Source organism: Clostridium oceanicum (assembly GCF_039521385.1).
Classification (GTDB): domain Bacteria; phylum Bacillota; class Clostridia; order Clostridiales; family Clostridiaceae; genus Clostridium_F; species Clostridium_F oceanicum.
Genome location: NZ_BAAACG010000008.1, coordinates 38985 through 63564 on the forward strand (window position 1 = coordinate 38985; position 24580 = coordinate 63564).

The 24580-nt window shown below is 26.4% G+C and carries 21 protein-coding genes; 5 read left to right on the plus strand and 16 right to left on the minus strand.

The features are described from left to right. Window positions 1-38: 38 nt before the first annotated feature. Complete coding sequence (locus ABDZ71_RS06465; protein ID WP_343760036.1) at window positions 39-908, minus strand: B12-binding domain-containing radical SAM protein; 870 nt, start codon at window positions 906-908, stop codon at window positions 39-41. A gap of 311 nt (window positions 909-1219) precedes the next feature. On the opposite strand from ABDZ71_RS06465, the gene ABDZ71_RS06470 reads away from it, so the two are divergent. Continuing rightward, window positions 1220-1843 carry a flavin reductase gene (locus tag ABDZ71_RS06470; protein WP_343760038.1) on the plus strand — a complete coding sequence of 208 codons (624 nt, stop codon included), beginning with the start codon at window positions 1220-1222 and terminating at the stop codon, window positions 1841-1843. Window positions 1844-2105: 262 nt separating this feature from the next. On the opposite strand, the gene ABDZ71_RS06475 is transcribed toward ABDZ71_RS06470, so the two are convergent. The 11 genes from ABDZ71_RS06475 to ABDZ71_RS06525 all read right to left on the minus strand — a co-directional run bounded on the left by ABDZ71_RS06475 (window position 2106) and on the right by ABDZ71_RS06525 (window position 14207). Beyond that, window positions 2106-3176 carry a uroporphyrinogen decarboxylase family protein gene (locus ABDZ71_RS06475; protein WP_343760040.1) on the minus strand — a complete coding sequence of 357 codons (1071 nt, stop codon included), beginning with the start codon at window positions 3174-3176 and terminating at the stop codon, window positions 2106-2108. Window positions 3177-3598: 422 nt separating this feature from the next. Beyond that, window positions 3599-4615: a methylcobamide:CoM methyltransferase MtbA gene (locus ABDZ71_RS06480; protein WP_343760042.1), complete on the minus strand. Its 1017-nt coding sequence runs from the start codon at window positions 4613-4615 to the stop codon at window positions 3599-3601. Window positions 4616-4712: 97 nt separating this feature from the next. Continuing rightward, on the minus strand, window positions 4713-5360 hold the full coding sequence (locus ABDZ71_RS06485) for a corrinoid protein (protein WP_343760044.1): 648 nt from the start codon (window positions 5358-5360) through the stop codon (window positions 4713-4715). 78 nt (window positions 5361-5438) lie between these two features. Next, complete coding sequence (locus ABDZ71_RS06490) at window positions 5439-6311, minus strand: uroporphyrinogen decarboxylase family protein (protein WP_343760046.1); 873 nt, start codon at window positions 6309-6311, stop codon at window positions 5439-5441. A 124-nt stretch (window positions 6312-6435) separates the two neighbouring features. Then, the gene (locus ABDZ71_RS06495; RefSeq protein WP_343760048.1) at window positions 6436-8166 is read right to left on the minus strand and encodes an ASKHA domain-containing protein; all 1731 of its coding nucleotides are present in this window, start codon (window positions 8164-8166) and stop codon (window positions 6436-6438) included. Window positions 8167-8338: 172 nt separating this feature from the next. Beyond that, entirely contained in the window at window positions 8339-9706 is a 1368-nt protein-coding gene (locus ABDZ71_RS06500) for a Na+/H+ antiporter NhaC family protein (RefSeq protein WP_343760050.1), read from the minus strand. 32 nt (window positions 9707-9738) lie between these two features. Then, window positions 9739-10806, minus strand: coding sequence for a uroporphyrinogen decarboxylase family protein (locus ABDZ71_RS06505; protein WP_343760052.1), 1068 nt, complete (start codon window positions 10804-10806; stop codon window positions 9739-9741). 308 nt (window positions 10807-11114) lie between these two features. After that, entirely contained in the window at window positions 11115-11423 is a 309-nt protein-coding gene (locus tag ABDZ71_RS06510; RefSeq protein WP_343760054.1) for a DUF5320 domain-containing protein, read from the minus strand. 141 nt (window positions 11424-11564) lie between these two features. Then, entirely contained in the window at window positions 11565-11984 is a 420-nt protein-coding gene (gene tsaA, locus ABDZ71_RS06515; protein WP_343760056.1) for a tRNA (N6-threonylcarbamoyladenosine(37)-N6)-methyltransferase TrmO, read from the minus strand. A 95-nt stretch (window positions 11985-12079) separates the two neighbouring features. After that, a complete protein-coding gene (locus ABDZ71_RS06520) occupies window positions 12080-12457 on the minus strand; it encodes a DUF134 domain-containing protein (RefSeq protein WP_343760058.1) in 378 nt (125 codons plus the stop codon). 298 nt (window positions 12458-12755) lie between these two features. Continuing rightward, window positions 12756-14207, minus strand: coding sequence for a catalase (locus tag ABDZ71_RS06525; RefSeq protein WP_343760060.1), 1452 nt, complete (start codon window positions 14205-14207; stop codon window positions 12756-12758). A 477-nt stretch (window positions 14208-14684) separates the two neighbouring features. On the opposite strand from ABDZ71_RS06525, the gene ABDZ71_RS06530 reads away from it, so the two are divergent. From ABDZ71_RS06530 to ABDZ71_RS06545, 4 genes are all read left to right on the plus strand, one after another. Beyond that, a complete protein-coding gene (locus ABDZ71_RS06530; protein ID WP_343760063.1) occupies window positions 14685-16283 on the plus strand; it encodes an ATP-binding protein in 1599 nt (532 codons plus the stop codon). Further along, window positions 16276-16947 (plus strand): response regulator, encoded by a 672-nt coding sequence (locus ABDZ71_RS06535; RefSeq protein ID WP_343760065.1) that lies wholly within the window; start codon window positions 16276-16278, stop codon window positions 16945-16947. The genes ABDZ71_RS06530 and ABDZ71_RS06535 overlap by 8 nt, the downstream gene beginning before the upstream one ends. A 138-nt stretch (window positions 16948-17085) precedes the next feature. Then, window positions 17086-18258 carry an NAD(P)-dependent malic enzyme gene (locus ABDZ71_RS06540; protein WP_343760067.1) on the plus strand — a complete coding sequence of 391 codons (1173 nt, stop codon included), beginning with the start codon at window positions 17086-17088 and terminating at the stop codon, window positions 18256-18258. 25 nt (window positions 18259-18283) lie between these two features. Continuing rightward, window positions 18284-19579 carry a 2-hydroxycarboxylate transporter family protein gene (locus tag ABDZ71_RS06545; RefSeq protein WP_343760069.1) on the plus strand — a complete coding sequence of 432 codons (1296 nt, stop codon included), beginning with the start codon at window positions 18284-18286 and terminating at the stop codon, window positions 19577-19579. 221 nt (window positions 19580-19800) lie between these two features. Here ABDZ71_RS06545 and ABDZ71_RS06550 read toward each other — a convergent pair whose 3' ends face one another. The 4 genes from ABDZ71_RS06550 to ABDZ71_RS06565 form a co-directional block, all read right to left on the minus strand. Beyond that, window positions 19801-20691, minus strand: a complete 891-nt coding sequence (locus ABDZ71_RS06550; RefSeq protein WP_343760071.1) for a metallophosphoesterase — start codon at window positions 20689-20691, stop codon at window positions 19801-19803. Between the two features lie 175 nt (window positions 20692-20866). Continuing rightward, window positions 20867-22330 carry a HAMP domain-containing sensor histidine kinase gene (locus ABDZ71_RS06555; RefSeq protein ID WP_343760073.1) on the minus strand — a complete coding sequence of 488 codons (1464 nt, stop codon included), beginning with the start codon at window positions 22328-22330 and terminating at the stop codon, window positions 20867-20869. Between the two features lie 32 nt (window positions 22331-22362). Beyond that, window positions 22363-23040 (minus strand): response regulator transcription factor, encoded by a 678-nt coding sequence (locus tag ABDZ71_RS06560; protein WP_343760075.1) that lies wholly within the window; start codon window positions 23038-23040, stop codon window positions 22363-22365. A gap of 149 nt (window positions 23041-23189) precedes the next feature. After that, on the minus strand, window positions 23190-24515 hold the full coding sequence (locus tag ABDZ71_RS06565; protein ID WP_343760077.1) for a hypothetical protein: 1326 nt from the start codon (window positions 24513-24515) through the stop codon (window positions 23190-23192). Window positions 24516-24580: the final 65 nt, after the last annotated feature.

A 24580-nucleotide genomic window follows, 5' to 3' on the forward strand; every position in this document is an offset into this window, starting at 1 on the left:
AGCATAATAATTTATTATGCTGCTTCTTTAATTATATATTATAATGCTCTAAATTGTTCATCTTTAAAATCATGCTGTCCTTTTATACACTGGTCTAGTGTTTCTAAAATCAACTGTTTATCTTCACATAAAACCCCTGCTAAAGGTATATAATTAGAAGCATGATTACTTCTAAAAACACAATTATTTACTTTTGTATTTTCAATAAGTATTTTTGTTTCAATCATAACTTCTACTGGATTTAAAAGTTTAATTTTTTTATTTTTTATTTCTTTATAAAATTCTGTATTTTTCTCTATCATAAGTGTTAAAAGACCTAAATAATCTGGATCAATCTCACTTATTACTTTTCCTGATTCTACTGCATGTTCTTTTAAATTTTCTTTTCCTCCTAAGCCTGAAATAAGAGTAGTAGATAATTTAATTCCGCTATCTTTTATTTTCTTCCCTGCTTTTATCATTTCTTCAGCAGTTACACCTTTTTTTATATACTTAAGTATCTTGTCACTTCCAGATTCTACACCTAAATAAACCATTTTCATACCTAGTTTTCTAAGTTCTATTAAATCCTCTAAAGGTTTATTTAATATATCCTTTGGTGCACCATAAGTAGAAACTCTTTCACAAGAAGGAAATAATTCTTTTATTTTTAAAAGTATTTTCTTTAAATCTTCAGTTTTAACTATAAGTGCATCTCCATCTGCTAAAAATACTCGTTTCACATCCCCATAATAAATCTTTGCTTCTTCTAAATCTTTAAATATATCTTCTAAAGATCTAATTCTAAATTTTTTATCTTTATACATATTACAAAAAGTACATTTGTTATGAGCACACCCTATAGTAACTTGTATTATCAAACTATAAGCTTCACTAGGCGGCCTATATAAAACCCCTTCATACTTCATAAACATCCCTCACTTTTATTTTCTAAGTAATTTATTTATAATAATTATTAAAATGATTTTATACCTTTAGTACTCTTTCTATTATACATATAATAAAATTCATCTAAATATATAGTCTCTAAACTTTATTATACTACTTAAGTCTCATCTAAATAAATAATCAGTGAAAATACTAGTCTATTTTAAAATATTTTTTTCTTTACAAAGAAAGCTTTATTTATTATTATAATTATATAATAATTATTTTTATTTAAGTTTTGTTATTAAAATCTAAAAATATATATTTACAATATATTTAAAGGAGTGATTTTGTGGATATAAAAGCATTTTTTAAACTCAGTTATGGTCTTTACATTGTTTCAAGTTCCTACAAAAGTAACCAAAGTGGCTGTGTAGTTAACACACTATCTCAAGTTACAGCTGATCCTCCTAAATTTTCTGTAACTATTTCAAAGAATAGCTTTACTAAAAAAATCATTGAAAAATCAGGGTATTTTACTGCTACAGTTCTAACTAAAAAAGCTACTATGGACTTAATAGGAGAGTTTGGATTTAAATCTAGTGAAAGTACAGATAAATTTTTAAAGTTTAATACTAAATTAGATGAAAATAATATCAAATATGTTACAAATCATATGGCTTCAAGATATAGTTTCAAAGTTATTGACTCTCTTGATCTAGAAACTCACATTATGTTTATTGGAAAAGTTTTAGAAGCAGAGATATTAAATAATGATGACGTTATGACCTATAGTTATTATCATAATGTAATTAAAGGATCTACTCCTAAAAATGCTCCATCCTATCAAAAGGAACCTGCAAAAAAAGGATATATTTGTACTGTATGTGGCTACTTCTTAGATTCTGATAAAATACCTGATGACTTTATTTGTCCTATTTGTAAACAAGGAACAGATAAGTTTAAAAAAATCTAAATAATAAGTATACTCCTTTTTTAATAAAAACTTATTTAAACATTTCATTATAAGTTAAATTTAAATAACAAGTCAATATGTCAATCTATTTTCTAAACTGGTTTTTTCTTTAAGCCTACTAAAGAAAAAACTATTAGGCTTAAACTATTATAGTTAACAAAACATCCATTACATATTTGACTTGTTGTTTATTTTTATATGCATAAATTAAAGATATACCCCTTCTACATTCCCTAATATTTGTATTATTTAAATTATAAATTTATATACTTTCCCCTATTCTAATACCACTACTATATTTTTTAGTTGCTTTTATAATAGTTTTTATATTTTCAATAGGCGATTCACTAGGTATATAACACCCTACTCCAACTATATATCCTTTTGGATTATCTGAAGCTTTTTGTATACATGATTTAACAGCTTTGTCTACATCTTGTACAGTTCCATTTCTTATAATAGAAACAGGATCAACATTTCCTCCTATAAATACTTTATTTCCTAATTCTTCTTTTAATTCTCCCATATCTTCATAATTTCCTATACTAAATCCTGCTATATTCATATTTCCTATGCTACTCCACATTTGTTTTGTCTTACCACATATATAAAGTGATGTTTTTTGTCCTGTTATTTCATATATACCATCTATGGTTTTTCTAAGATATGGCTCTACAACTTTTTCAAACTGTTTGTAACTTATTAAATTTCCGGAACATACTGGATCTCCTATTCCACATACTATACCATATTCTTCATAAACTGCTTTAGCAAAAGCCAAATTACATTCAGTTACAAAATCTAATAAATTATGTACTCCTTCTTTGTTTTTAATGAAATCTCTCATAAGATTATCTATCCCTCTAACTGATGTAGCTGCAGTCATAGGACCAGGTATTGTGCTACCTATACAGGCTTCACTGCCTAATTCTTTTTTTATCTTACCTAAACCTTTTAATATTATTGGAAATCGTCCATCTTTATAAGGATTAATTACTTTCATATTATCTAACATTTTATAATCTTTCAATACAGGATCAATAACATAAGATGCTCTGTCACTAGGATATATTAGTTTGCTCCCCAAAGCCTCTCCAATCCCTCTAAGGGTCACTCCAATTTCTGAATTATCTAATCCTAAATTTCTTACTTTAAATTTTTCAACTTCTAACATTTTATCTGCATCAAAATAATAATCTTTAACATTTATCCCTGCATAGACAGCAGCAGTTTCTTCTATCATAATGGAAGTAGGAAGCCTGTCTACCTCTTCACCTTTAAAATAACAATCTATTCTTTCTTTAGGTGTCATTTTGTTTTTATTTATATTCATATGGATATCATCCCCTCTATAGAACTTATACTCATTTACAAATAATTTATAGTTAGTAAAATAATATATTAATATCATTTATTGATATATTATAACATTTATATCCATTTTACGTATAATTTTATATTTTTATATACAATATTATAAATTTTAATACTAATTAATTTAAACAAATACTCTTACTCCATATCTTTTTTCTAGAACGTAAGTTTAAAAATTATAAATTTGTATGATGTATTTTTCATCATAACTCTTATTGACTCAATATAGTTATTTTAATCTAATAGAAATTATAAAAACCTTATACCCTCCCAATTAACCACAAAAAACCTTAAGGTTTAAATCTCCTTAAGGCTTTATATTAAATAAATTTTATAATTGTTAATTAAAATAAAAATCTTATTTAGTTTAAAAACTTTATGTTATATTCTTTTTTTAGCTGCATTTACCATAGCTCTTATATTTTCCATAGAGCTTTTAGTTCCAATTCCACAAGCTGGTGACAAAATATCAACTCCTAAATTCATACAAGTATTAGCTAGTTTTTCTACTTCTTTAGGTGTACTATTTTGTATACTTAATGTACTTACATTTCCCATAATAGCTTTATTATCTACATTCTTAATAACTTGAGTTACACTAGTTATAGAATCAAAGCTTATAGCATTACTGTTAAGCTCATTTAACTCTTTATATATACTTTTTAATTTCCCACATATATGTATTATTGTACCGTCTGTATAATCTTTCAATTCATCTATTATTCTATTTAAATATGGTATCATAAATTCTCTAAATAATTTAGGGCCTAATATTTCACCTGTACCACTAGGATCTGCAATAGTTATAACATTGGCTCCTGCTAGAAGTTGAGCTTTGCCAAATTCTATTAAATTATCTGTTACAAAGTTTATAAATCTATGAGCTTCCTGTTTTTTCTTAAATAATTCTTTGTAAAAACACATAGGTTCCATTAAGGAAGAAGCTACACTTACAGGTCCTGTTAAATTAGCCATTATAGGAACAGGTAACTCTTTCTCTTTTATAATTTTTATTGCATCTAAAACTACTTTTTCTCTTCCTTTATTTAAATCTATCTTTTTTAAATCTCTCCACTGATCTACAGAATTAATTGGATATTTTATAACTCTAGGCTCAGTTATTTTATTTCCTAAGTCTACTGTAGCTCCCATAGCTTCTGCTTCTATTGTCATACAAAATGGAATTCCAAAGTTTTCAAATCCACCCTCTTCATAAACTGATAGAGCTAAATTTGCCATAATCTCTGGATTTGTATGAGCTTTTGGCCATTTAAAACCACTTATATCCATCAAATTTTCTGTTACCATATTCATCATTCCACCAGGACATATACAGGGTGGCCTATCAACAGGTTTGTTTTTTAATACTAAATTTAATCTTTCTTTCGGTGTTAACATTTGACATACCTCATATATTTTAAAATTTCTTTATCTACTGCATTTTATAAAACTCATACCTCTATTTATAATAATTATTATAAAATTCAACTTACTTTTATCCTATTACTTTTTTAGCACATTTTGCAGCTTTAGAGGCATCTGTTGTATATAAATCTGCACCTATTTTATCTGCAAAACTTTGAGATATAGGTCCTCCCCCTACCATTACTGTCACTTTATCTCGTATACCTTCTTCTTTTAATAAATCTATAACTTCTCCCATACCATCCATAGTTGTAGTCATAAGAGTAGACATACAAATTATATCAGCTTGTACTTCTTTAACCTTATCAACAAAATCTTTTGGAGGTACGTCTCTTCCTAAATCTATAACTTCAAATCCTTCTGTCTCCATCATAATCTTTACTAAATTCTTACCAATATCATGTGTATCTCCTTGTATTACTCCTATAACAACTTTATGTTTTTCTCCTAAGTCATTCTTTTTTAAATGTGGTTTTAAAATCTCTAATCCTGAATACATAGCATCTGAACACATTAAAAGCTCTGGGATATAATACTCTCCTTCTTCATATAATTCTCCCGCTCTATTCATTCCGCTAGCAAGCCCTTTATCTATGGCATCATAAGCACTAATATCTTTTTCTATACATTCTTTTGATAACTCTACTGTTTCTTCTTCTTCCATTTCCACCACTGATTCTGATAACTTTTCAATTAGCTCTTCTGATAAATTATTCATATTTTATTCCTCCAAAATCATATTAATATTTTAAAATCAATATATAAATGAATTACCCCTTAAATACTTAAACAATATTTATAATTTAATTTCCCAAACTATAGATTTCTTCATTGTTTTAGTTGTCTTTCTTAAACAATTATGTCCCACAATTTTTATATTCTTATTTTCTCTTCTAATATAATTCAAAGCATCTCCATAAGTTATATTTTCTGGCACTTCTATTGGATTTGAATTTATAAATCCTCCTCTATCTAATGAAGATGAGGTTATTCCACAAACATGAATTATAGAATCTTCTAAATACTTATAAACCTCTTTTAAAACCTTATAAGTATATTTTCCACCTAATTCTTTATACATTTTAGGGCCTAATATATCTAATGTTCCAGCAGAATCACCAAAAGATATTATATCTACTCCTCTTTTTACTCCTTCTTTTATAAACTCTACTGAATTTTCCTTAACTATTTCCATAAGTCTTTCTACTTCATCTCTGTTTTTTCTTACTGCCTTATAAAAAACTCTTGGATCTATCAATGAACTTATTACTGTAAAAGGTCCCTGAACATCTAATATCACAGTTTCTCCTTGTTTTTTTAATATCTCTACAGATTTTAAAACTTCTGATATTCTATTAGATTGAAAGTCTATCTCTTTTAAATCTTTAATATCATCAATAGTTTTAAATGTATAAGTTGAAACTCTTGGGCCTGCTTTTTCATCCCCTAAATTTATCTTTGCCCCTAATGCCTCAGCCTCTACTGTCATGCAAAATGGAACTACAGAAAAATAATCCATATTTTCTTTTCTTATAGCCTTAGAAAGACAAGCCATATCCTTAGCATTTTTATGAACATCTGGAAACTTAGTACCTGCATTTTTAATAGCTTCTTTTGGCATCTCAGCGCTTTTATCTACTACACACTTAAAATTAATTTCATATTCCATTTAAACTACTCCTTTAAAGAATATTTACTACTTAAGAAAACTAAAATCGAACTCACTTTCATCTTCCAAATAATTACCTTAAATTACTTCATTAAAAACCTGTATATATTTCAATGTACCTTAACTAAAAGCTTAAGGATTTTACAAAATAATCTTGGAAATCATCTCTTGTAGAAAGTTCTATAAGTTTTATATCTTTTCTTATATTTATCATAGTTTTTAAAATATCCTTATTTAATAAGGAAAGTCTTGCTCCTTCTATAGAAGAATTTCCTACAAAACTTATTTCTCCTTTAAATCCCTTTGGTATTATTCCTAAAGTTTTTATACTTTCCCCATTTATATGGTATCCAAAAGCTCCTGCAATTACTGCTTCTTCTATATCTTCTATAGAAGCTCCAATTTCTTTTAAAAGCATAGTAATTCCTGATGATATTGCTCCTTTGGCAAGTTGCATTTGTCTTATATCATTTTGAGATATATAAACTTTATCTGTTATATAAAACTTTTTGTCTTTCAATCTTTCTTTTAATCTATCATTCATTTTTTTATTGAATCTTCCACTTTTCATAACTACTTTACTTTTTATTAAAGCTGCCATAACATCCATAAGTCCACTACCACAAATGCTTTTAGGCTCTACATTTAAAATAGTTGAATATTTTAAGTTATACTCTTCATCTATGAAAAAGCTATCTATTGCTCCTTCTTCCGCTCTTGAACCACAGGAAATATTCATCCCTTCAAAAGCAGGTCCCGCTGCCGTAGAAGATGCTGACATTTTACCATCGTAAATAGCTGCTAATTCACCATTAGTTCCTATATCTATAAATATAGATGGATGTTTTTTATCTTGAAATCCTATAGCTACAATACCTGCTATAATATCTGAACCTACATAAGATGATAAGGAGGGTAACAACATTACTTTTCCTTCATCATTTATTTCTATATCTATTTCTTTACCTTTTATTTCTAATTGATCCGAAAATACTGGTTTATAAGGAGCTTTAGCTATAGTATTTGGATTAACTCCTGCAAAAAGATGAAGCATAGTATTATTAGCAGCTATTGCTATTTCATATATATTTTCTCTTTTATAATCATTTCCTATTAAATCTTTTATCAAATAATTAATCTTTTTTCTTATACACTTAGATAAAATTTCTACTCCATCACTATTTTCCATACAATAAGTTATTCTAGATAAAACATCTCCACCATACTCTGTTTGTGGATTTAAATCTGATATTTTTTTTAAAACTTGTCCATTTTCTAAATCTAAAAGATAAAGGGAAAGTCCTGTAGTTCCTATATCTACTGCTATAGACAATACTGGTTCATTTCCCCCTACTATATCTATAACTTCATCATCATATATAATTCCAAATAATTCATCATTCTTATTTCTTTCTATATTTCCTATTTTCTTTAATACACTTAATTTATTAACATTAAAACCTATACTGCTCTTATAGGATATATTTCTTTTCTTATCTATTAAATCTAGTTTTGTTTTACCTATTCTACTATTTAATTTTGCGTTTATAGAAAAACCCTCATTTATAGTTTTTAATTTACTCTTTGCATTTTTTTCTATTAATTGGACTTCTGCATCACCTTCAACTGTACACATACATGCAAGTCTAACATTTAATCTTTCTGTAAAACATTCTTCTTCTTTTGTTTTAGGTGAAAGATTTCCTGTAGCAATAACTTTACATTTCCCACATTTTCCTTTTCCATTGCAAGGAGCTTCAATATAAAATCCTGATTTTCTTATAACATCTATAAGTTTTGTACCTTTATCAACTTCCATTTTTACATCTTTATTTTTAAAAGTAATTATAGCCATTAAATTACCTCTTTCTATGTACAATAAATTACTAGTAAATTTAGAACTGAACAATCTAATTTCTACTTACTATTTCATTAGTATATATGTATATAATAAAGAAATTTCGCACATATATACCTTTTATTTCTATATTATAACATCTAAAGACATATTTATCATTATATTCAATTTAATTAACTTCATCTAAAGGTATATTATCTTTAAATTGCCATGGTTTTTTATTCAAATATCCATTTCCAAAGGGAGTTACTATAGAAATTACTGCAAATATAGCTAATATAAATGAATACCATACATATGGAACAATCTGAACTGGACTTACTAATCCTTTAGTAACACTTCCCACTATTAAAAGCTGTGCACCATAAGGTATAATCCCTTGCATTATACATGAAAAAGCATCTAAAAGTGAGGCTGTTTTTCTTGGATCTATTTTGTGTTCTTTAGATAACTCTTTTGCAAGCTCTCCACTAACAATTATAGAAACTGTATTATTTGCTGTAGCTGCATCTATTAAAGCTACTAATCCACTAATTCCTAATTTAGCAGATTTTTCTCCTCTTATCTTTTTATTTATCTTATTTAATAACCAATCAAGTCCTCCACCTTTTGATACCATATTAGCTAATCCACCAGTTAGTAAGGATAATATAAATATATCAAACATTCCTGTAAAGCCTGTATAAATTTCTTTTATAAAACCTAAAAAAGAAAAACTTCCATATCCCATTCCAATAACACCAGACAACATTATTCCTCCAGTTAAAACTACAAATACATTTTTTCCTGACAAAGCAGCTATTAAAACAAACATATAAGGAATTATTTTAACTAAATTAAATGCATGAGTATGAACTTCTGGTGTATTTACCGGTTTACCAAATATAAACAGTAAAACTATAGTAACTAATGCTGCAGGTAACACAAATCCAAGATTAGTTCTAAATTTATCCTTCATTTCTACCCCTTGTGTCCTTGTTGCCGCTATGGTTGTATCTGATATTATAGATAAGTTATCTCCAAGCATAGCACCTCCAACTAAGGCGCCTAAAGTTAATGGTAAATTTAATCCAGCCTTTTGTGCTAATTCAATTGCTATAGGCGCCACAGCAACAATAGTTCCTATAGAGGTTCCTGTTGATATAGCTATAAATGCTGCTATCAAAAATACACCTATTATAATAAATTGAGTTGGTATTAAAGTTAATCCTAAATTCACTGTAGATTCAACACCTCCCATAGCTTTTGAAGTTGCAGAAAACCCTCCCGCTAATAAATATATAATACACATAATAATTATGTTTTCATCACCACAACCTTTAATAAAAGTATCAAACTTATCATCTAATGATCCTTTTATTAAAAAAAATGCAGAAATTATTCCTATAACTGCTGCAATTGGTGCTGGAAATTGATAAAAAGCCATATCAACACCTTTTATAGATAAAATAATTCCTGAGCACAAATATACTAATACAAAAATAATAAATGGTACTAAAGCTAGTCCTTTGCCGTTCTTCTCTTTTATATTTTTCATTTTTTAATTCCCCTCATAGTAACTTTAATATATTATTCCATTAATAATTTTGAATTTATAGGACACTTTCCATATAAACTACCTGCTTCCATAAAAGCTTCAATGTTTTCTATTGGTGTATGCATTGGAATTTGACACCCTGTCGATAAAATATATCCTTTTTTAGAATCATAACCTTTTCTTATACACTCTTTAACTGATTTAAAAATATCCTTTTTAGTTCCTTTATAAACTATATCAACTGGAGGAACATTCCCAGTAATAACCACTCTATCTCCCATTACTTCTTTAGCTTCCTTTATATCTTCTACATTATCTATGCTAAAATTAGAAATACCTGTGTTTACAACATCCTCCCAAATCTCTTTACTCTTGCCACAAATATGTATAGCTGGAGAACTCCCTGTTTTTTCTTTTATTTTGTTAACGTTTTTTTGAAGAGCAGGCAATGAAAATTCTCTAAATTGTTTTGGACTTATAAGACTAGTAGATGAAACCGGATCTGCAAAACCTATAGACACTCCTAGTTTGGCAACTTCTTCTATATACCTATTATTAGATTCTGCTATTATATCCATTAAAATATGGACTTTTTTAGGATACTTAATCATCCATTTTAATAAGTTTTCCGTTCCAACTACTGAAGCTGCAACACTAAAAGGTCCAGACATAGCAGCACCAACATCTACCTTATCCTTAAGTGCATCTCTTGTAAGTCTTATAGCTTTAATTAACAATGGAAGTTTACCATCCTTTAACGGATTAGATACTTTAAGAGATTCTATTTCATCTACAGAATTAATAGCTGGCTCTAATAAATAAGATATACCATAATCAGGATATCCTACTTTAGATCCCATAGCCTCTGCAACACCTCTTAAACTAGTTGATATACTAACACTATCATGTTGAAGTTTTTCAAATAAAGCTACTTCTAAATCTGCCATAAGCTCAGCTGAATGATAATACTCTCTTGCTGTTACTCCAATAAAAGGTGCCATAGTAACTCCCATATCTGGTACACATGGTATTCTATCAATTTCTTCTCCTTTAGAAAAAGCTATCATTCTCTCCTTTGGTGTCATTTCTTCTTTAATCAACTAAAATCCCTCTTTTCATAGATATTTTATTGTAATAACTATTAAATACTATTATTTATAAAAGTTTTATTTTAACTATCACTTACATTTTTATATTCTACTATTTTAGATTATAATTTTCTATTATTATACAAATTTACTATAGATTATAATTAATGTTATAAAATTTTAATATACTATTATATTAATGAAAATTATCTGTAATTAATAATTATCTGTAATTAATAAAAATTTAAAAACTTCTATTTTAAATAGTTACCTTCTTAAATTATTTTGTAAATAAAAAATAAGAGGTGGAATTCCACCTCTTATTTATCACTATCTAAAGAATCTAATTCATCTTTTACCAAATTAAGTCTATCTTCTAAAATAGCTTTTTCTTCTATAAGTAAATCCTTTTGATCTCTGTTACTAATTATATTATCTGAAAAATCTCTTCTATAACCTCTTCCATATCCTCTACCAAAGCCTCTACCGTATCCTCTTCTACATCTTAAACCTAATCCAAGACCTAATCCTCTAGCTGTTGTTTCTTCTTTAGATTCATTACATATGCCCATTCCTCTTCCTGTTTTTGCTCCTCTTCCTTGTGGACCTGTACCATCCATTCTTGGCATTTAATCATCCTCCTTTTTTGTTAATGGGTATTTACCCATTACAATCATTATACTCTATTATGGGCATATGTCAATAACTTATACTTTAAATTTAAAAATTTAATTTAAATATTATTAGATTCTATCCTTTATTTAACATTATTATAATTCTTCATCTTTAGGATTAAGTTCTGGTATATATGGTTTTATGTCTATTACTGGTGTTTTATTAAGCATATCTACTCCTTCAATTTCAATTAAATTTTTATTTTTTATACTAATAACTTTTACAATAGACATTCCTATGCTGTTAGGTCTAAAAGGAGATCTTGTAGAAAATACTCCTTTAAAATCATTTGAATCTCTAGGAACTTGTAATAGTTTGTACCCTTTTGATTTATTAAAATAAAATAATAGAATTATATATGCCCCTTCTTTTATGTCTCTAATTCCTAATACATATTCATCTAAAATATTTATGACTGCTCTTTTATCCTTCCCATAAATACTTTGCTTAGGTATATCACTTAATTTTTTAAATGGAGATTCAATATAACCTATTGGCTTAATCTGAAAATTCATTGTATACACACCCTTCTTATAAATATATAAAAAAATAACAGCATCATATAATACTGTCATCCTTAGTTATAAAAAATTTAACATAAATTCATATTCTATCTAAAGTTCATATTCCTACCGTGCCTATGTCTATGACCTCTACATCCCTCACAACTTTTTCTGTCTTTAAACTCACTGCAAAGTTTATAATCTCCACCTTTTATTTTTATAGTCTTGCCATTTACCAAACTATCAGCAATTTTTTTACGAGCATTATCATATATTCTCTGTATAGTTGAACGTGCTACTCCCATTTCATTTGCGCTCTCTTCTTGATTTAATCCTTCTAAATCTATAAGTCTTATAGTTTCATATTCCTCTACTGTCATAACTATGTATTCATTAAAATCCTCAAAATCATCTATCTTTATAGGCCCAAATGCATTAACTTCTGGCAAAGCACACACTCGCCTGCTTTTTCTTGGTCTAACCATTGTAAACTCTCCCTTCAAATATGCTTCTCTTATATAATAATAAAATTTAAATACATATTCAATTATACTTAATCCTTCTAGCTATATTATACCAATAATAAATACTATTAGTATGGAAAAACTACTTATTTACCCATATTTATCCTATATAGTTTTACATAAACTATCATATATAAAATAAACTCATTTTTAAAATTTAAAATTCTATATAAACTTATACATTGTAACCTTAAAGTTTTAAAAGGCATATATTGCATAAAAACATTTAATCAAACTTAAGCAATATATACCTTTATTTTTACTTAATTTTCAGTTTTTCTTTTACCATCTTTCCAAATTCTTTATCTGCTCTACAAAAATTCTCAATTGCCTTTAATTGAATTTTCAAATCTACTTCCCACATATCTGCTACTATATTGTCAACTAAAGTACACTTCTCTTTGCAACTCATAGATTTAAATCTTTCTCCTGCTTGAGTAAAATCATTGCTTTTTTCAATAGTTTCTCTAACTAACTTTCCTTCTACATAAATTGGACATTCTTTTCCTTTAGGATAATCTTTTGGTTTGTTATCATTTAGGCTATTAGGTTTATAATTTATACTACTATCACTATAAAAATATCTCATAGGACCATCTTGAGTATTATTACATACTGGTGATCTTGGTCTATTTACAGGTAACTGTTGAAAGTTAACTCCTATTCTATGTCTTTGAGTATCTTTATATGAAAAACTTCTTCCTTGCAAAAGCTTATCATTAGAAAGCTCAATTCCAGGAACTATGTTAGAAGGACAAAATGCTATCTGCTCTATTTCTCCGAAAAAATTCTTAGGATTTTCATTTAATACCATTTTCCCTACTTCAACTAATGGGAACATATCTTCTGGCCAAACTTTTGTTGCATCTAAAGGATCAAAATCTAATTTATTAGCTTTATCTGGTTCCATCATCTGTACTTTTAGTGTATATTCAACTTTTTTGCCTTCTTCTATAGTATCATATAAATCCTTTGTAGCTACATTAGGATCAACCCCTGCAAGCATTTCAGCTTCATGTCTATCTATAGTTTTAACCCCAAGTTTTGGTATCCAATGATATTTTATAAATACTCTATGTCCCTTTTCATTAACCCAAACATAAGTGTTAACTCCAAAACCTTCTATAGTTCTATAACTTTTTATTGTACCTAAATCTGAAAATAAAAATGTTATCATATTAGTAGATTCAGGACTGTTTGAAATAAAATCCCAAAATCTATTTTTATCTGTAAGATCATTAGTTGGAGATGGTTTAAAAGCATGAACCATATCTGGAAATTTCATAGCATCTCTTATAAAAAATACTGGAATATGATTTCCTACTATATCTAAATTTCCTTCTGTGGTATAAAATTTAGTTGCAAATCCTCTAGGATCTCTTAAAGTATCTGCAGATCCTTTAGATCCTATAACTGTAGAAAATCTAACTGCAACTTTGGTCTTATTTCCTATTTTATTAAAAACTCTAGCTTTTGTATATTTTTTCATACATTTTGTTACTTCAAAATAACCTTTTGCTCCAGCACCTTTAGCGTGTACAACTCTCTCTGGTATTCTCTCTCTATCAAAGGATGATATTTTTTCTACTAAATCTAAATCTTCTATTAAAACTGGTCCATTTTTACCAACAGTCAATGAATTTGCATCATCAACTACAGGTATTCCTTGGTTATTAGTAAGGTATTTTTCTTTTTCCTTATTTTTGTTCATATATCCTCCACTTATATAACTCTCATTAATCATTATATAAATTATAGTGTAACCTTGTTACTTATAAAAAAATGAAATTTCTATCCCCTTTATTATAAAAAATCTTAAGATATTAGTATAAAAATAAATAACAAGTTAAATATACTAGATGCTAATTATTTATTTAAAAGCAACTCTCTATGCATTTTCAGAATAGTATGACATATTTTCGTTTAATTATAGAAGTTTTTTTAATCTTGCTGTAAAATATAAAATATAATATATAATTTATTACATAATTCTACATTTAATTCTTTATTAACTATAACAAAGCCATATATTATAAAAAAACTATTAACTTCACTAAAAATGTTAGCTCACTAACAATAAAATAATATTTTTTACGTAATATATATTTTTAAAACTTAAATGTAAAAATTAACCGGAGGTGAACTAAATAAAAATTTATTTTTCAGTTGTAAATTTTTATTTATAGATATGTATAAAAAACTAAATTTAAACACCAAAATATTACTAATAAACTCATTTATAATCTTTATTTCTCTGCTTACTGCTAATGTTTTAATAAATATAACAAACACTTCTAATATAAAAGATAAAATAAAAACTAATCTAAAAAATTCTTCTAATTTGATTTCTAAATCATCTATAGTAAAAGATGCTTTAAAAAGTAAAAGAAAAGGGTTAGAAGTTCAATCTTACGTTAGAAATATATTAAATACCTCTGAAGACATAGATATTATAGTAGTTTGTGATACAAAAAGTATAAGATACGCTCACCCAAATAAAGACAAAATAGGCAAAAAATTTGTTGGTGGTGACGAATTTGAAGTAATAAATAAAGGATCTTCCTATATTTCCAAAAGCACAGGTACAATGGGAAATCAAATAAGATCTTTTTCTCCTGTTTTAGATAACAACAAAATTATAGGTTTTGTACTTGTAAGCTCTCTCACTGAAAACATAACTAAAGAAACAAATGACTCTTTAAAATCTTTAATTTTTTTCACCTTTATTGGATTTTTAATTGGAGCTTTAAACACTATAATTTTATCTAAAAATATAAAAAACAGTTTGCTAGGTTTCAAACCTGAACAATTAACTGAACTATATCTTCAAAAAAAAGAGGTATTAGACACCTTAACTGATGGAATTGTAGCTATAGACATAAATAATTCTATTACTCTTTGCAATAAAGCTGCTAAGAATATTATGAATATTCCACAAATTGATGTTACAGGAAAAAATATTTATGATATAATTCCAAACTCTAGACTTCCTATAATTTTAAAGACTGAAAAACCTGAATTAAATAAAAATATGATAATTGAAAATACTATTATATTCAGTAATAGAATCCCTATAAAACAAGATGACAATATTATAGGTGCCCTTGCCATCTTTAATGATATGACTAAAGTTACTAAGCTTGCAGAAGAACTTACTGGTGTTAAACAAATAGTTGAAGCTTTAAAAGCAAACACTCATGAATTTATGAATAAATTACATGTAATACTTGGATTTATCCAGATTGACGAAACTGAAAAAGCTAAAAATTATATACTAAATTTAACTGAAGAACAACAACTTAAAATTAATATGGTAATAAAAAAAATTGAAAATTCAACAATAGTTGCTCTGCTATTAGGTAAAATCACAAAAGCTAAGCAATACAATATAACACTACACTTAGATTCTAAAAGTAATCTAAAAAAATCAAACAAGAGAATAACAAATAATATCTTAGTTACTATAATTGGTAATCTTATAAATAATTCTATTGATGCAATTAATATTTGTTCCAAAAATAAAAAAATTATAAATTTATTTTTAAATGAAACAGATAAATTTATAATAATAGAAATTAATGATACCGGCTGTGGTATATCAGAAGAATGCTTAGATAAAATTTTTGAAAAAGGTTTTTCTACTAAAGGAAAAAATAGAGGAACAGGTTTATTTTTATTAAAAAATATAGTAGAAAATTTAAATGGTATTATACTAATTGATTCTAAAGAAAACATAGGTACAACAATAAAAGTTAAACTTCCTAAGGAGGATAAAATTGATGATTAAAGTGTTAATTATAGAAGATGACCCTATGGTTGCAGAAATTAATAAGATATATACAGAAAAGAATAAAAATTTTGAAGTATACAAGATTTGTAACAACGGGGCAGATGCTTTAACTTTACTTTCAAAAACTAAAATAGATTTGATTATATTAGATGTTTTCATGCCTAAAATGAACGGTATAGAATTTTTAAAAAAAATTAGAGAAAAAGGTATACTTTTAGATGTAATAATAGTGACCTCTTCTCATGATGCTGACAAATTAGATACTGTTTTAAAATTTGGAGCTATTGATTATTTAATTAAACCTTTTAAATATGAAAGGTTTAATTCTGCCTTAGAAAACTTTCTTAATAAGCACACATTGCTAAATAAAAATAAAGAAATTAATCAATGTGATATAGATAAACTTACAAAATTTAAAGGCAAAACACTTCCTGTTAATTTACCTAAAGGATTCCACAAAATTACACTTTCTAGAATAAGTACATTTATGAAAAATAATAATTATTATTTTACTAGCGAAGAAGTTGCAACTAAACTTAATTTATCAAAAGTAACTACCAGAAAATACTTAAACTATATGGAAGAAATTAATCTAATCTCTTCTAATATTAAATACGGTACCATAGGAAGACCTACTACAGAATACTTATGGAATCGTTAACAAAATAACAATTTTTTTTTTACTTTCTTAATACTTCATTTTAATTTCTAAATATATATTTATAATCCTATTAAAAGTATAATGATAAAAAACTTAGAAATTATTTTTTATTTATTATAATTTTAGGAGGTTGTCATTATGGATTTTAATAAGATAAGTTTAGAAATGCACGAAAAAATGAAAGGTAAATTGGAAATCAAGTCAAAAGTTCCTGTAAGTTGCGAAAACGATTTAAGTACAGCATATACTCCAGGTGTTGCAGAACCTTGCAGAAAAATACATGCAAATAAAGAGGATGTATATAAATACACTTCAAAATCTAATTTAGTTGCTGTAGTATCTGATGGCTCCGCTGTATTAGGACTTGGTGATATAGGTCCTGAAGCGTCACTACCTGTTATGGAAGGTAAATCTATTTTATTTAAAGCTTTTGGTAATGTAGACGCATTTCCTATATGCCTTGATACTAAAGATATTGATGAAATAGTTAAAACTGTAAAATATATATCCCCATCTTTTGGTGGAATAAATTTAGAAGATATAGCTGCTCCTAGATGTTTTGAAATAGAAAGAAGATTAAAAGAAGAATTAGACATTCCTATTTTTCACGATGATCAACATGGTACTGCAATAGTAGTTTTAGCAGGATTAATAAATGCACTAAAAATAGTAAAAAAAGATATTAAAGAAATAAAAATAGTTATAAATGGAGCAGGTGCTGCTGGAATATCTATATGCAAACTTTTAATGTTATATGGAGCTAAAAACATTACAATGTGCGATAGTAAAGGTGCTTTAGTTGAAGATGATCCTAGACTTAATGAATCTAAAAATAGTATTGCTAAAGTTACAAATAGAGATAAAAAAACAGGTGCATTAAAAGAAATAATCCAAGGAACTGATGTATTTATAGGAGTATCTGTTGCTAATGTTTTAGATTACGAATCTGTAAAAACAATGAATAAAGATGCTATTGTTTTTGCTATGGCAAATCCTACTCCAGAAATCATGCCTGATGAAGCTAAAAAAGCTGGAGCTAGAATAATCGCTACTGGAAGATCTGATTTCCCTAATCAAATCAATAATGTATTAGTTTTTCCTGGAATATTTAGAGGTGCCTTAGATGTTAGAGCTAAAGATATTACTGAAGATATGAAACTTGCAGCAGCTATTGCTATTGCAAATATAATTAAAGAAGATGAACTAAAAGAAGACTATATTATTCCCCTAGCTTTTGATGACAGAGTTGGAAAAGAAGTAGCTACAAAAGTGGCCAAAGTTGCTAGAGAAACTAATATTGCTAGAATTTAGCTTTAAATAAGGGGGGATAATAAATATGAAAACAATTAGTAATGAAAAAAAACAATATAAAATTATGGGTCTTCCTATAAGCGGATTTTTAATTCTCTTAACCATTACTATTATAGGAGTATATTTAAATAAATTACCTAAAGGAATGATTGGAGCATTACTTTTTATGATGGTAATAGGTGCTCTTTTAAATGAAGTTGGAAATAATACTCCTATTGTAAAAAGCTTTTTAGGTGGAGGGCCAATTGTAATAATTTTTGTATCTGCAGCTTGCGTAACCTATGGTATTTTTCCTAAAGCTGTTACTGAAAACGTTTCTACTTTTATGAAAGCTGGAGGATTTTTAAATTTTTATATAGCTGCTCTAATAGCTGGTAGTATACTTGGAATGAGTAGGAAACTTCTTATTAAAGCTGCTATAAGATATCTACCTGCAATAATTTGCGGTGTCTTAGTTTCTCTTGCATTAGTTGGAATAGTAGGCGAATTAATCGGTTTTGGTGCTAAAAAAGCTATATTCTATATAGGTATACCTATCATGGGTGGTGGAATGGGAGCCGGTGCTGTTCCTTTATCTAAAATATTTGGAGAAGCATTAAATACTAATCCTACAAGTATGCTATCTGTGATGATACCTGCTGTTGCTCTTGGAAATGCATTAGCAATAATCCTTGGTGGATTGCTTTCAAAACTAGGAAAAATAAAACCTTCTTTATCTGGTAATGGAAACTTAATGAAAAACAGTAATAAATCTTGTTTAAAAGAAAAAGAAGAAGTCAATGAAATAACTCTTAAATCTTTAGGTACAGGCCTTGCAATATCTTTATGTTTTTATACTTTAGGAAGTATTATTAATAAATTTATACCAGTTATTCATACTTATGCTTGGATGATTATAATGGTTGCTGTATGTAAAATAATAGGGGTATTACCTAGGAAATATGAACTTAGTTCTAAACAATGGTTCTCTTTTGTAATGACTAATTTAACATGCGCACTTCTTGTAGGAATAGGAATTGCTTATACAGATTTAAATCAAGTAATACAAGCCTTTAACTTCCAATATCTATTACTTGTATCTATGGTCATAATCGGCTCCGCTTTAGGTTCAGGATTCGGAGGATTTTTAGTTGGATTTTATCCTATAGAGTCTGCAATAACTGCTGGCTTATGTATGGCTAATATGGGTGGAACTGGAGACGTTGCTGTTCTTTCAGCATCGGATAGAATGGAACTTATGCCTTTTGCCCAGATATCTTCTCGTATAGGTGGAGCTTTTATGCTTATACTTGCAAGTACCTTGTTAAGATTTTTAGCATGATAATAGGATTAAAATTGATGGTAAATATAATTTACCATCAATTTTTTGATTACATCTTTGTTTTAATTATAATTTTATCTTTTTAATATTATAGTTTATTATAATAATTAATTCTATCTCCTATGTTAAAAACTAGGTATATTAAGTATATATTTATAAAATCTTATACTCTTTTAAATAAATTTAAAAAGTTAACTAATAATTCTAGTATTTAAATAATCCTATTTAAAATATTTTTCAAGTTTTTTAGGTCCTGTAATTATTTCTCTATCTACGTATAAAGTTCCATCTTTTTTAGCTGTAATACTCCATTTTACTAAGGTTATATCTCCTTTTTCAATTTCTATACAAGTTATAGCTCTTGGATGAACACAGCTACCATCATTAAAATAAGGAGTTTCTGAAGTCTTAGGAAACATTGGTCTATGAGTATGACCTGCTATAAGCATTTGATTATTCTCTTTTACCCATCTTATTATTTTTCTTTCTACCTTCCTCTTTTTCTTATAATTTTTAGCAGGACTTGTAGGATCCTTAAATCCTAAGTAGATAGATAAAGGTCTCCATAAATACCTAATTAAAAATCTTCCTAAAAACCAGAGTCTATCATTTATTAAATCCCCTTGATGTCCATGTACAATAAATATTTTATTTTTTTTATTTAAGTAATTTATAATTATTCCTTCATATACTTTTATTTTATTAAAAAGTTCTCTCTTTTTACCTTCTTTATCTTTGTAATAATATAAATTCTTTTCTACATACTTTTCACTTTTCTTAACCATATCATGATTTCCTAAAATCATGTAAAATCTATCCTTCTTATAAAATTTACTCATAAGTTCAAAGACATCTTTATGGCATCTTTTTATTTCTTCTAGTTTTCTGTTTTCCCAAAGTTCATCTCCATCACCTATTTCAATATATATATAATTATTTTTATAATAATAATTTAAAGCACTTAAAAATAATGGTCTATTATTTGCAAAATCATCTGCTCTACTATTGTCCCCTCTATGACAGTCACTAATTAATACCACTTTTGATGAATCATCAATGTTTATTTCTTTTGATTTTTTATATGTTTCACTAAGCCTTTTAGATGTAAACATTAAACTACCTCTACAAAAAAATCATATATTGCTTTCAATACAATATATGATTCAATAATTTATTTGTAGACTTTTAGTAATTTACACTATTATAATTTTTAAGAAATTATTTTTTATAACTACTAAAATTTATTTTAATTTCAACTTTATAATAGTATATTTTATATTGATAAACTTATTTTTCTTCTTCTAATCTTTCAACACGTATTAATTCTAAAACAAAAGTTATTTTCCCCTTTTTAATTTGGTAACTAATATATCCTTCATTTTTTTCTACTATTTGTTTGCATATATATAATCCAAGTCCTGAACTGCTTACTTTAATATCTCCATAAGTATGCTTTATAAAAGGATCAAATAATCTAGTTTTTATATCCTTTGGAATATCACTACATTTATTTGAAATTTCTATAATAGAAAATTTTTCTTTACTATACCCTTCTATATCTATTTCTTTCCCTTTAGAATATTTTATAGAATTATCTATTAAATTTGTTATAACTTCCTTTATTTCTTCTTCTACTGCATATACATTTAATTTAGGTAGATTAATATTTAGTTTCATATTTTGTTTATCAATTTTAACTTTTGATTCCTCTATAACTTCACCTAATAATTTTTTAAAATTAAATTCTGTTTTAGCTTTGCTTTTTATAGCTTTTCCTTTTGCTACTTGGATCAAATTACATACCAACTTATGCATTCTATCACTTTCTAATATAACTCTGTTTAATGCTCTATTTTCAAAGGTATCAATTCTTGAATCTTCTTCTAAAAGCTGAGCATATCCTGATATAGCCGCTATTGGTGTTTTCATTTCATGAGTTGCATTATTAAAAAATTCTGTAGTAGTCTTTTGAAGGTTTTCTATTTTCTCTTTTTCTTTAGATATAATTTCTATTTTATTTTGTATTTCTTCTTTCATCATATTAAAATTATTAGAAAGCTCTCCTATTTCATCATTACTCTTACTTAAAATTTTAGTATCATAATTTCCCTTTTCTACTTGCTTCATAGCATTAGATAAATTTGTTAATGGCTTTGTAGTTTTATATAGTAAAATATATAATAATATTATAAATATAATAAAGATACCTATCTCTGAAAAAATTATTTTTGACATTAGTTTTTTATTATATGTGTACATATTATTAAACTCTTTTTGAGTAACAGCTACTCCTTTTAATGTATCTTGTACATAAACTGGATAACTACAAGTAGCAAGAAGTTTATCCTCTTCATAACTTAAGTTTAAAATAGACTTTGTATTTTTGCTATCATTTATAACTTTATTAACTTCTTTAATATCAATCATATTACCTGTTGTATATTCTAATTTATCTTTTGTATCTTTAAAAGCTATATATGTTTTAAAATCTCTGCTTATTTTATTTATCACTGTAAAAATATCCTGTGAATCCTTTTCACTATTTATTAGTATATGATTTCTAATATTAACATTTTCTATATTACCTATATAATTCATCTCTTTTATAATGCTATTTTCTAAATTTTTATTAAGCACATTTGCTAGTATAACGTTTAAAATTCCAAGCAGTGATACCAATATTATAATTATTCCAAATATTATTTTTGATTTTAATGTTCTAAATCCATACTTTAGTTTTATAAGAATCACACTCCATTAAACATCAGTTTTTTTATAAATCTCTATCTCATAACATAACCTACTCCAAATACTGTTTCTATAATAGACGGACCTTCCTTAATATCAATCTTACTTCTTATTCTTCTTATATGTACATCTACGGTTCTAGTATCTCCTAAATACTCATAACCCCAAACTTTCTCCAAAATATTTTCTCTAGATAAAACTATATTTCTATTTCTATAAAGATATAAAAATAGCTCAAATTCTTTTCTTTTTAAATCTACTATTTTATCATTTTTCAATATTTCTCTGCTTTTAGGATTAAATTTCACAGCCTTTGTTAAATCTATATAACTTTCTTCTTCATCTCTTCTAATTTTAGGTCTTCTAAATAAAACTTTTATTCTAGCTTTTACTTCTCTTATATCAAAAGGTTTTGTTATATAATCATCAGCTCCAAGTTCTAGGCCTAAAAGCTTGTCCACAATATCATCTCTTGCAGTTATCATTATTACTTGATACTTTTGATATATTCTTTTACATATATCAAACCCATCTATATCCGGTAACATTAAATCTAATAAAACTAAGTCTGGATTAAATTCTTCCACTATGTTTAAAGCATCCCTACCATTAAATACACTCTTAACCTCATAGCCTTCCTTTAAAAGTGATGTGGTTAATATATCATTTATTGAAAATTCATCTTCTACAACTAAAATTTTCTCTTTAGGCATTTATATTTTCTCCTTTATACAGTATTTGCAATATTAAATCATCCTATAATACTACATTTTTTAAGAGTTATCTTATTAATAGTTAATATCTAAAAAACTCTAAACCTCATATAAAATTTTATATGAAGCTTAAAATATCTTATTAGTTTCTAATTTCTTTTTATATTATAGTAATCTACAACTTGGCTACGTTCTAAAATATTCTTATTTTTTTTATTTCCTACTTCAATGTTCACTATTATAGATAGTTTATCTCCTTTATCATTTATATTAGTTATAAAAGCATGATTCATTTTTATCAAATCTTCCTTTTTATTACTATTAAGAAGTTTTTCATACATTTCTTTTTTATATTTTTCAGCTATGTTTTTATACGAATTTCTATAAAATATATTAAGTTCATCATTTTTTATTTCAGCCAAATATATATCAGAATACATCTTAGTTTTTATATTATTATCTTTAACTTCATTTTCTTTTTCTAAAACCAATACATTTTGTTTAGGAAAATAATCAAGCATTTTTATGCCTTCTTTTCTTTTATCTAATAAAACTTTACTTTCCTTAGTCTTAATATTATATTTCAAGAGCTTATTTCCATCAAAATTTATTATATAAATATTATCATTTTGAATCTTTGCATTTATATCCATGTTATTTAATTGAAAATCTGATATATCCATGTTATTTGATCGAAAATCTGATATATCTATTTTGCAAATTTTTTCAATCTCTAAATTTTGCCCGTTAAAATTAACTTTAAAAATTTCCCCTTTATTATCAAAAACAATAAATTTTTTTAAGAACTTACAATAACCTACTATAGATATATTTATGTCTCCTATATTATTATTCTTATATAATTTATTAGTTTTTAAATCAAATAAACTAATAGTACCTATCTGTTTGTTAGTTCGGTAATTTATTCTATAAGTATGATACGTTAAAAATCTATTATTACCATCTACATTATACATATTTCCGTTAGTAGCTTTATAATTTTCATCTAATCCTTCATTATATCCTTTAATATAAAACCTTTTGCTTTTATCTTCTGTAAAATCATAATAATATAATTTCTCTTTTTCATCTAGTGCTGGTCCTTTTATTGAATCTACAGCACAAGAATAAGATTCTTGATTTGTTTTATCTAAGCTGTTTTCATTAATATTAATAGAATAAAATTTATCAGAATAAGGCATATCTATATCAATTCTTTTAGGAGTCTCTAGTACTCCTAGTAACTTATTATCTTTCCAAAAGCACGGGATAAACATTTCACCTTTATTACTATTAATATTAATAAAGGATTGATTAACTTTTATACTATCTTGCTGAGACTTACTATTTGTTTTAACATCATTATTTAAAACTATACTTTTATCTTTAGAACAAGCCAAAAACGTCGGTACTACTATAATCATAATAAAAACTAATGCCATATTTTTCATTATACTATATTTATTTATTTTCATATTTTAATCCACCTTTTAAAGTTACATTATAAGTTTTAAACTACACTATTAATCTATAATCATAA